Raw genomic sequence first — 9,851 nt, 5'->3', positions numbered from 1 at the left:
ATTGAACCTTAACATGAGATGTATTTAAATGCGTTTTCAGGTAAGCACATAAAAACTATATTGAAATTGAACCTTAACATGAAATGTATTTAAATACTTTTAGCATTAACTAATAATTATTGTTATTAATATTACAAAAAATATACAAAATTATAAACTTGATGAAATTTATCTATTATAATTATAATAATAACTATAATGGATAATATTTTTTATGAAATGAAAAGAAAAAATGATTTAAAATATTAAAAGATTTAAAATAAAATTTTGTGAAAATAACTTTTGTTGGTATAATATTTTTATCAAATGTATTTAATTTATATGATAAAAATTTTTAATAACTCTTGTAGTATTTAAGAAATGTCTTTAATGAAGATAATATTTTAACCATAACACTTTATGTACTAAACAAAAATGTATAGGTTTTCGATGGTTATTTAAAATAAATTTTAACTAATTATCAAAATAGAGCAAAGGTTTTATAAGGAGGTGGATATAGTGAAAGTTTTTCAAATTGATGTAAAAGTGTATCTTTTAAAAGATATAAAGCAGGAAGATGCTTCAAATGAAATTTGTAGTTTTATAGACACAACATTAGCTAGAGATCAAGAGTTTTTAGATCTACACAATAAAAATTGTTATAAGATGTATAGTTTTAATTCATTTTATCCTGTAGAAGAAAATAGAACTTATAAAAGTGACAACCTCTATACTTTTCAAATAAGAACTATAGATGTTAATCTGGCAAATTACCTTTTAAATGAACTTCACAAAAGCTATACAAGCTCAATAAAGGGGATAAAGGTTAAAGCCAAAGAAATAAATAGACATCATATTGAAAAGGTATATTCAATAACGCCAGTTATTATTAAGAATGATTTTGGGTACTGGAAAAATCACATGAGTATTGATGAATATGCCAATAGATTAAAAATTAATATGATTAAAAAGTACAATGAATTTACTGGAGAGAATATAAAAGAAGATTTCCCTTTATTTAATTCATTAGAATTTAACAATAAAAAGCCAATATCTATAAAGTTAAAAAATATTAAGATTCTTGGTGACAAGATAACTTTAAATATAAGTGATGATGAATTATCTCAAAAAATTGCTTATATGAGTATAGGCGTAGGAGCTGGGGAATGCAACGCCAGAGGATGTGGATTTTTAAATTACAGATGGATATAAATTTTTTGTCTTATTCAATGTTAAAATAACTATAAAAGTTAATAATAATTAGAGAGGGGGAGGAATTTTGTTAGATCAAGTTACAAACTATATTTATAGTAATTTTGGAGATACCTTAGAAGATAGAATTTTAGACAACTATATACCTTCTGATGGCACTTATATAATAGTAAAGCCAGATAAAAATGGACAACTTAAGGAAGTCTATAGAGCAGATATTATTTTTGATAAAAAGCTTAAAAAAGTTGATACAAACATAGAAAATTTCAAACTTCTATGTAAAATGGATTACAATAGTAAACTTATAGATATGAATAAGCCTATTGATGGAAAGAAAGTTATACACAGTAACAATTATTTAAGTTTTTTTGTTAAAAAAGAAAGTTTAAAACTTGATGAAAAAACTGGACAATCTAAATTAAATCAAGAGCGTATAGATGAATACTATAGAGTTTTATCTAATTTAGAAGACAAATATGATAAAAAAGGAAAGAAGTCCTTAGAGATTTATAAAAATGTAGAAAAGGAGATAGGAGAGGTTGACTTAGAAAAACTGTCTAAGGTAAAGGCTTGGATTGATGAAAATATTTTTAATTTAGATATAGATTTAAAACAGAAAAACTATTTAAAGATATTTTTCTTATTTAATGAAGATGATTTTTATAAAGAAGGTAAACGTTATCTAATTCCTAATATTTATAATAATAATGATTATAACTTAGAAACAAAGGATAATATAGTAGGTCTTCCAAATGATAATATGGGATTAAATTCAAAGAAGCCTTATTTAGAAAATAAAACAAGAGGCATAGTATATCCATATCTAATAAATCAAGAGGAAGTATTAAAGCAGAAAAAAGTTTTTGATTTTCTTTTTAATTTAGCTGCGCAAGGGAAAAATAATATCTATTTAAATGATTCAGAAATCTTTGCTATTAAGGATAGAGAGTTTTTAGAACGTAATTTTACTGGAAATTATATAAGAATTAAAAAGGGTAAAGAATGTGAAATTCATGACTTTGACATTGTTTCAAGCTATTCTCCTAAGTTAAAGAAAAAGTTTGAATTTAAAAATATATTAGATGCATCTAGAGAAATCGTATATAAAAATAGGAAAAAAGAGGATACTTGGGCATATGAAACTATTATAGAAAAGAAAGATATGCAAAGTTTGCTTAACATAATATTTTTCAATAGATTTTTAGTGACCAATTATTTTTCAGAGGATATTTCAATTAAGGAAGTAGATATAAAAAGAGCCTTATTAATATCTAGAGAGCAATTATTTAAGTGGTTCCATAAGGGAGATGCAAATCATGTTTGGAGCGTTTTAAACAAGGCTTCAAGATTAACATTAAAGAATTCATTAAATAATGGATATTTTACAAAGGCAATAAATCAGTTTAATTTAATTTACTCCTTAAAGGAGTATTTTGAAGGAGGAGAGGAAAATATGGCTGATATTCTTTTGCACATAAGAAATGATTTAAGAAATAAGGTTTTAGAGAATAAAGAGGATTCTATAAATAGCGATAAAGAGTATTTTTATGCAGTTGGTCAATTAACTTCATATTTACTAGGAAAAAGCAAGGGCAAAAATAAGCCTTTATCTTTAGCTAATCCTATAATAAATGCAAAGAGTGATAAAATAATAAAGGAAAATTTATTTAGACTTTATAAAAAATATAATTACGATTTAGATTCAAATAAAGATATAAGATTTAAAAGGCTTTACAGCATGGTTTTAGGATATGAAGTCGAAGGAAAGATGCAAGGAGATTTAATAACTGCTGGTTACTTAAGTGGAAATATAATGTTTGAGAAAAAGGAGTGTTAGATTATGGATAAAAGAGTTTACGGATTGATATGCATTTCATCAAGAATGGCAAATTGGAATGCTGATTTTACAGGTTTTCCAAAAACAACTTCTGAAGGAGATATATTTGGAAGTGATAAAGCTTTAAAATACCCTATGAAAAAAGCATGGGACAATTCAGGGGATAAAGTTTTATATATAAAATCAATGAAATTTTCAGAAAGTAAAAAAGGAGAGGTTTCTTTAGTTCCAAAATCATTAAAGGAAAGATATGAAGATTTATTTGAGATTGATGATTTGAAAAAAGAAAAGGATGGTAAAGAGGTTTTAAAAAATCTTTTTAAAGCTAAGGATGTTAAAAACTTTGGAGCTACCTTTGCAGAAGAAGGAAATAATATATCTATAACTGGAGCTGTCCAAATAGGACAAGGATATAATATTTATGAAGAGGCAGAAGCTGAAGAGCAAACTATATTATCACCTTTTAGAGATGGTTCTGAAAAGCCAAATAAAAAGGATAATGAAGAGGCAAAAAATTCAACATTAGGAACTAAAATAGTAACACCAGAAGCACATTATTGTTATCCTTTTGTTATAAACCCACTTGCATATAAAGAGTTTGTAGAATTAGAAGTTACAGAAGGATATACAGAAGAAGACTATAAAGCATTTAAGGAAGCAGCTATTTCTTCAGCAACAGCTTTTGCAACAAATTCAAAGGTTGGATGTGAAAATGAATTATCAGTATTCATAAAAACTGATAATACTTTGTATTTACCTAATTTAGATAAGTATGTAAAGTTTATAAAAGGAGAAGAAAAAAATACCTTTGAATTAAACTTTAAAGAAGTTTTAGATGGATTAGAAGAGAGAATAGAAAGCATAGAAGTTTACTATAATCCTTTAACAATTAATGTTAAAGCTAATTTTGAAGGAGCTAAATATTACAATATCTTTAGTAAAAAAGAGGTGTAGTATTATGAAGGCTTTAAAGTTTACTTTAGAAGGAAAAACAGGATTTTTTAAAAGGCCTGATGTGAATTCTAATTTTTATTTTACTTATGGTCATATTCATAAGGTAGCTTTACTTGGAATTTTTGGGGCTATACTAGGGTATGGAGGATATAATCAAAAAAACTCTAAGTATAAAGGAGAAAAATCTTCTAATAAAGAGTCAAAGTTTCCTGAGTTTTATGAAAAGTTAAAGGATATAAAGGTTTCTATAGTTCCAAATAATAAAAATGGAGTTATAGGAAAAAAACTAAATATATTCAATAACTCTGTAGGATATGCTTCACAAGAGCAAGGAGGAAATCTTATTGTTAAGGAACAATGGTTAGAGAACCCTTCTTGGGAAATATATATTCTTTTAGATAACAATGAGGCTGAAAAGATTTCAAGAGCAATGATTAATAAAAGCTATGTATATTTACCTTACTTAGGTAAAAATGATCATATAGCTGATATATTAAATTGTGAAATTTGTCAATGTGAAGAATGTTTAGAGACTAACTATATAGATAGTTTCTTTAAAAAAGATAGTTATAAACTTTCAAATAAACCTAAGGAAGATGATTTTGATGATTTTCTTGAGTTTGATGAATTCTCAGAAGACTCTAAGGAAATAATTAAGGAAGAACCTCTATATAAATACGAAGAGTTTTTACCTGTATCTCTTGATGAAGAAACAAGTATGTATAAAACACAAAGTTTGATTTATACAAATAGTTATTTAGAAAAAGAAAAGGATAGTTTAATTTATAAAGTAAAAGATAAAACTATTCAGTTTATATAGAAAAATGGCTACATCAATATGCTTAATAAATTTTAAGCAGGATGTAGCCAAATTTTTTAGAAAGGAACTATATAATTTAGAAAGGAACTATATAATATGTATTTAAAAGCTTTAGATTCATTAAATATAGATTATTTGATAAAAGAAGAATATAAAGTTTTAGCTCATATAAATGGAGCAAATAATAAAGAAGAAACATTAAAAATGCATATAGATTTATGCAAAGAATATTTTGAAAAGATTTATAGAAAAAAGAATTTACAAAAGGTCTTTTTAAATTTTGAAAATATGTTTTTAAACAAACCTTCTAAGGATGAAGAAAATTTATTTAGAGAAATGCTAGTAGGTATAATAACTATGCATGATATGGGAAAGATTAACCCAAACTTTCAAGAGATAAAGATGAAGAATAAGCTAAATATTGATATGGGATTAAATATAGATACTAATCATTCCATTTATTCTTCAGTAATTTATATAGATTATTTTTTAGGAAAACTTGTAAAACTTAACAAAGAAGGAAAAGTTAAAAAAGAAAATTGCAATTCCTTTTTTGCACTACTCATTTTAAATTCATATATAATCTCGAAGCATCATTCACCATTAGATGATATGAGTTTATACACAAGTAAAGAAGGAAGACTTTTATTAAAGTTTGAAGAAGAAAAAAATGAGGAACTTAAAAAGATAATAAACCCTATTTATTTTAGAAATTTAATTTTAAATAAAAAGCATATTGAAAAAATATTAGAAAAATATGAAGGATTTAATAAAAGTATATTAGAAAGTAATGAGTCAATTAAAAAAGAAATAGGAATATATACTTATGAAAGATTTATGCTTTCAATTTTAATAGCTTGTGATTATTATTCAACTTCAGAATATATGAATGGGACTAAAATTAAGGATATAGGAACTATTAGTGACATAAATAAATTTTATGAAGCCTTTAAAAGTGGAGAGATTTATAAGTTTATAAGAGAATATGAAAAGAATCAATATGGCAAGGAAGAGGATTTTTATAAGGTAGAAAATATAAATGTTTTAAGAAATGAAATGTTTTTAGATGCTGAAAAAGAACTATTAAATAATATTGATAAAAATATATTTTATTTAGAAGCTCCAACAGGAAGTGGAAAGAGTAATGTAGCAAATAACTTGGCCTTCAAAATAATAGAAAATGATTCTACTAAGAATAAGATATTTTATGTATATCCATTTAATACTTTAATCGAGCAAAATTTAGTTACCTTAGAAAAGATTTATAAAAATAATAAAGAGGTTTTACAAGAAATAGCAGTTATAAATTCTTTATTTCCTATTAAAGAAGTAAAAGGCACTGATTATGAAAAAGAAAAGTACTTTGAAGATTTAGAATATAGTGATTATTCAAAGGCATTACTTAATAGACAGTTTTTAAACTATCCAATGATTTTAACTACTCATGTTTCATTATTTTCTTATATGTTTGGAACAATGAAGGAGAATATATTTGCATTTCATCAATTAGCTAATAGTGTCATAGTACTGGATGAAATACAGAGTTATAAAAATCAAATATGGAGAGAAATAATAGAATTTTTAAATGGATTTTCAATGATATTAAATATAAAAATAATAATAATGTCTGCAACTCTTCCAGATTTAGAGGGTCTTCTTATAAAGGCTGATATAGAAAGTTCATATGAAAAAAATATAGATTTAGATGAAAAATATAAAGGTAATTTAGTTAGTTATGAAGATGAGAAGAGTTTAAAGAGTAAAAACTCAGTTAGATTAATAAATGATAGGGACAAATATTTCAAAAATGAAAAGTTTAAAAATAGGGTAAAGGTAGATTATTCTTTAATGGAATTAAAAAAAGATAATATTTTTGATGTCTTAATTAAAAAGATTAAAGATTATGATGGGAAAAAGAGAATAGTAGAATTTATAAGTAAAAATAGTGCTTATAAGTTTTTTGAAGAACTTAAACTTAGAGAAGAATCAGAAAATGGCTTTGGTGAAGTAAGACTTTTAACTGGTGATGATAATTCAATTGATAGAGAAAAAATAATAAATGAAATAAAGGGTGATAAAGATAAACAAGGTTTAGACAATGTAACCTTAGTAGCAACTCAAGTTATAGAAGCTGGTGTAGATATTGACATGGACATAGGATTTAAAGATTGCTCTGTATTAGATAGTGAAGAACAATTCTTAGGAAGAATAAATAGATCTTGTTTAAAAGAAGACTCAAAGGTATATTTTTTTAATTTAGATAACGCAATCAGCATATATAAAGGAGATGTTAGAAAAAACAGGAGTTTAACAATAGAAAATCAGGATATTAGAAATATATTAGTTGAAAAGGATTTTGACTATTATAATCAGTTAGTTAATAAGCCTCTTTTGGATAATACTAGTTCTTATAATGATAATAATACAGAATTATTCTTTAATCAATCTGTTAGAAATCTTAACTTTAAAAATATTGAAGAAAAAATGAAGTTAATAGATGAAGATAGAAATGATATTCAAGTATTTTTAGCTTATGAGATTGATGTAGAGAATAAGAATACTAGAAGTATTGACAAAATAGATGGGAAAGAGGTATGGAAAGAGTATAGTAATTTATTATTAAATAATGAAATGAACTACGCTGAAAAAATGGTTAAACTATCAAAGGTTAAAGCTAAAATGAATTATTTTATTTATAGAATAAGAACAAAGCAAAACTTTAATTATAATGATAGAATTGGGGAGATTTTATATATAGAAAATGGATATGATTTTTTTGAAAATGGAAAGCTTAATAAATCTAGATTTGAAAATGATATTGGGGAATTTATATAAATTATAGAGGTGAGAATTTTGAAGGTTAATGGAACTCTTATAAATTATTACTTTCATTGCAAGAGACAATGTTTTTTTCATGGAAACAGATTTAATTTAGAAGATAATAGTGAAACTGTTAAAGTTGGAAAGGCTCTTCATGAAGAAAAAATAAAGGGAGATAATACTGAGTTAGAAATAGACAATGTTAAAATAGATAAACTTACAAAGGAATATTTAACAGAAATTAAAAAATCGGATGCAGACGTGGAAGCTGCAAAATGGCAATTATTATTTTATTTGAAGGTTTTAAAAGCAAAGGGAATTGATAGAAAAGGAAAATTAGAGTTTATCGAAAAAAATAAAACAAAAAAGAAAACTTTAGTTATTGAGTTAACTGAAGAAAATGAAAAAGAATTAGAATGTATTGTTAAAAATTTAGAGGAATTAATTTTAGAAGAAGAGATTCCTAGTGTTATTAATGAACCTAAATGTAAAAAATGTGCTTATTATGAGTATTGCTATATTTAATAAAAAAATTTATTTTATAAGTTTATGGGAGGAACAGTATTATGTCAAAAACCAAATATATAGGTTCCATGGGAGAGCTAACAAGGAAAGATAATTCATTGTGTTTTAGAAAAGATGGCAAAAATGTTTATATTCCAGTAGAAGGAACAAGTGAAATTTATTGCTTAAATGAGATTAGCATAAATACTAAATTATTAGATTTCATATCTAGAAACAATATAATAATACATTTTTTTAATTATTATGAAGGGTATAGCGGAACTTTCTATCCTAAGGATAAGTATAATAGTGGAAAATTGCTTATAAAGCAGGTTAAGGCTTTTGAAGAAAATAGATTAATAATAGCAAAAAGTATAGTAAGTGGAATAGGAGAAAATATTCATGAACTACTTTATCATTACTATAAACATAATAAAAAAGAAGTTAAGAGAACGATAGATTGGATCAAAGAAGAATTTTATAGTAGAGTTGATAAAGCAAAAGATATTAAGGAGTTAATGGCAATTGAAGGAGAAGTTTGGCAGAGATTTTATTCTGAGTTTAAGGTTATTTTGCCACAAGAATTCATTATGAATAAAAGGTGTAAAAGACCACCTGATAATCCTATTAATGCATTAATATCCTTTGGAAACTCTCTTTTATATACAAAGACAATAGCGACTATATACAAAACTCACCTAGATCAAAGAATAAGTTTTCTACATGAACCGTCAGAAGGAAGATTTTCATTAAGCTTGGATATTAGTGAGGTTTTTAAGCCAGTAATAGTTTATAAAACAATTTTTGAACTAGTTAATAAGAAGATGGTAAAGGTAGACAAGCATTTTGATAAAAAAGTTAATTATTGTCTTTTAAATGAAGAGGGAAGAAGTATATTTATAAAAGCCTTTGAAGAAAAATTGGATTCTGTATTTGTCCATCCAAAGTTAAAGAGAAGAGTAACTTATAAAACAGCTATAAAATTAGATTGTTACAAACTTATTAAATATATAATAGAAGGTAAAGAATTCAAACCTTTTAGTCTAAAAAATAAGTATTAGTTTATTTTATTTTAATATTGTTTCAGATAAATTAGTTGCTTGGTTAATATTATTGAGGATTATTGTTAAAGTTTTATTTGATATGAAAATGGAATAATGATTAATTATATTGAATTTCAAAGACAAAAGGAGAAATATAGATATGAAAAGTAAAATGAATTATAATTATGCTTTTGTATTTTATGATGTAAATGAAAAGAGGGTAAATAAAGTGTTTAAGGTTTGTAAGAAGTATTTATCTCATTTTCAAAAGTCAGTTTTTAGGGGAGAAATAACACCAGCTAATCTTATAAACTTAAGAAAAGACTTAAATAAAGTAATAGAAAATGATGATGATTTTATATGTATTGTTAAATTGTTAAATGGAAGTGTATTTGGAGAAGAAGTACTAGGAGTTAAAGAAGTAATTAATGGAGAAACACTTATACTTTAATAATTAATTAAAAATAGTATAGAATTTTACCAGTGATTTAAATAATAAAAATTTGTGAAAGTATTGAAATAACTATGTTTTAAGCTGATTTTTAAGAAATTCTTTTATTTCTAATAAAATACTGGTAAAATTATAGCATAAGTATTGAAATAACTAGATTAAGATATATTTATTAAATTTAAGAATAGCTATTTTACAAGTATTGAACCTTAACATGAGATGTATTTAAAT

The 9,851-nt window shown here is 24.6% G+C and carries 8 protein-coding genes; all 8 read left to right on the top strand.

Features of this window, described 5'->3' with window-relative positions:
- The first annotated feature begins 498 nt into the window (after window positions 1-498).
- The 8 genes from cas6 (at window position 499) to cas2 (ending at window position 9,620) form a co-directional block, all read left to right on the top strand.
- Window positions 499-1,191, top strand: coding sequence for a CRISPR-associated endoribonuclease Cas6 (cas6, locus tag Q1J60_RS07125; protein ID WP_300260135.1), 693 nt, complete (start codon window positions 499-501; stop codon window positions 1,189-1,191).
- Between the two features lie 67 nt (window positions 1,192-1,258).
- Window positions 1,259-3,028 carry a type I-B CRISPR-associated protein Cas8b/Csh1 gene (locus tag Q1J60_RS07120; protein WP_300260132.1) on the top strand — a complete coding sequence of 590 codons (1,770 nt, stop codon included), beginning with the start codon at window positions 1,259-1,261 and terminating at the stop codon, window positions 3,026-3,028.
- 3 nt (window positions 3,029-3,031) lie between these two features.
- Window positions 3,032-3,982 (top strand): type I CRISPR-associated protein Cas7, encoded by a 951-nt coding sequence (locus Q1J60_RS07115; protein WP_300260130.1) that lies wholly within the window; start codon window positions 3,032-3,034, stop codon window positions 3,980-3,982.
- A gap of 4 nt (window positions 3,983-3,986) precedes the next feature.
- Entirely contained in the window at window positions 3,987-4,802 is an 816-nt protein-coding gene (cas5b, locus tag Q1J60_RS07110) for a type I-B CRISPR-associated protein Cas5b (protein ID WP_300260127.1), read from the top strand.
- A gap of 96 nt (window positions 4,803-4,898) precedes the next feature.
- Complete coding sequence (gene cas3 / locus Q1J60_RS07105) at window positions 4,899-7,637, top strand: CRISPR-associated helicase Cas3' (RefSeq protein ID WP_300260125.1); 2,739 nt, start codon at window positions 4,899-4,901, stop codon at window positions 7,635-7,637.
- An 18-nt stretch (window positions 7,638-7,655) separates the two neighbouring features.
- Window positions 7,656-8,147: a CRISPR-associated protein Cas4 gene (gene cas4, locus Q1J60_RS07100; RefSeq protein WP_300260122.1), complete on the top strand. Its 492-nt coding sequence runs from the start codon at window positions 7,656-7,658 to the stop codon at window positions 8,145-8,147.
- A 41-nt stretch (window positions 8,148-8,188) separates the two neighbouring features.
- Window positions 8,189-9,187 (top strand): type I-B CRISPR-associated endonuclease Cas1b, encoded by a 999-nt coding sequence (cas1b, locus tag Q1J60_RS07095; RefSeq protein ID WP_300260119.1) that lies wholly within the window; start codon window positions 8,189-8,191, stop codon window positions 9,185-9,187.
- A 142-nt stretch (window positions 9,188-9,329) separates the two neighbouring features.
- Window positions 9,330-9,620 (top strand): CRISPR-associated endonuclease Cas2, encoded by a 291-nt coding sequence (gene cas2, locus Q1J60_RS07090; RefSeq protein WP_300260118.1) that lies wholly within the window; start codon window positions 9,330-9,332, stop codon window positions 9,618-9,620.
- Window positions 9,621-9,851: the final 231 nt, after the last annotated feature.

Origin of the sequence: Clostridium sp. (assembly GCF_029258205.1) — a bacterium.
Classification (GTDB): Bacteria; Bacillota; Clostridia; order Clostridiales; family Clostridiaceae; genus Sarcina.
Note: the sequence above shows the minus strand (reverse complement) of the source record. Positions and strands in the feature narration are given on the sequence as shown.

Coding starts and splice junctions, on each gene's coding strand:
- cas5b (WP_300260127.1), top strand. CDS start 3,987: ATGAAGGCTTTAAAGTTTACTTTAGAAGGAAAAACAGGATTTTTTAAA.
- Q1J60_RS07115 (WP_300260130.1), top strand. CDS start 3,032: ATGGATAAAAGAGTTTACGGATTGATATGCATTTCATCAAGAATGGCA.
- cas1b (WP_300260119.1), top strand. CDS start 8,189: ATGTCAAAAACCAAATATATAGGTTCCATGGGAGAGCTAACAAGGAAA.
- cas3 (WP_300260125.1), top strand. CDS start 4,899: ATGTATTTAAAAGCTTTAGATTCATTAAATATAGATTATTTGATAAAA.
- cas2 (WP_300260118.1), top strand. CDS start 9,330: ATGAAAAGTAAAATGAATTATAATTATGCTTTTGTATTTTATGATGTA.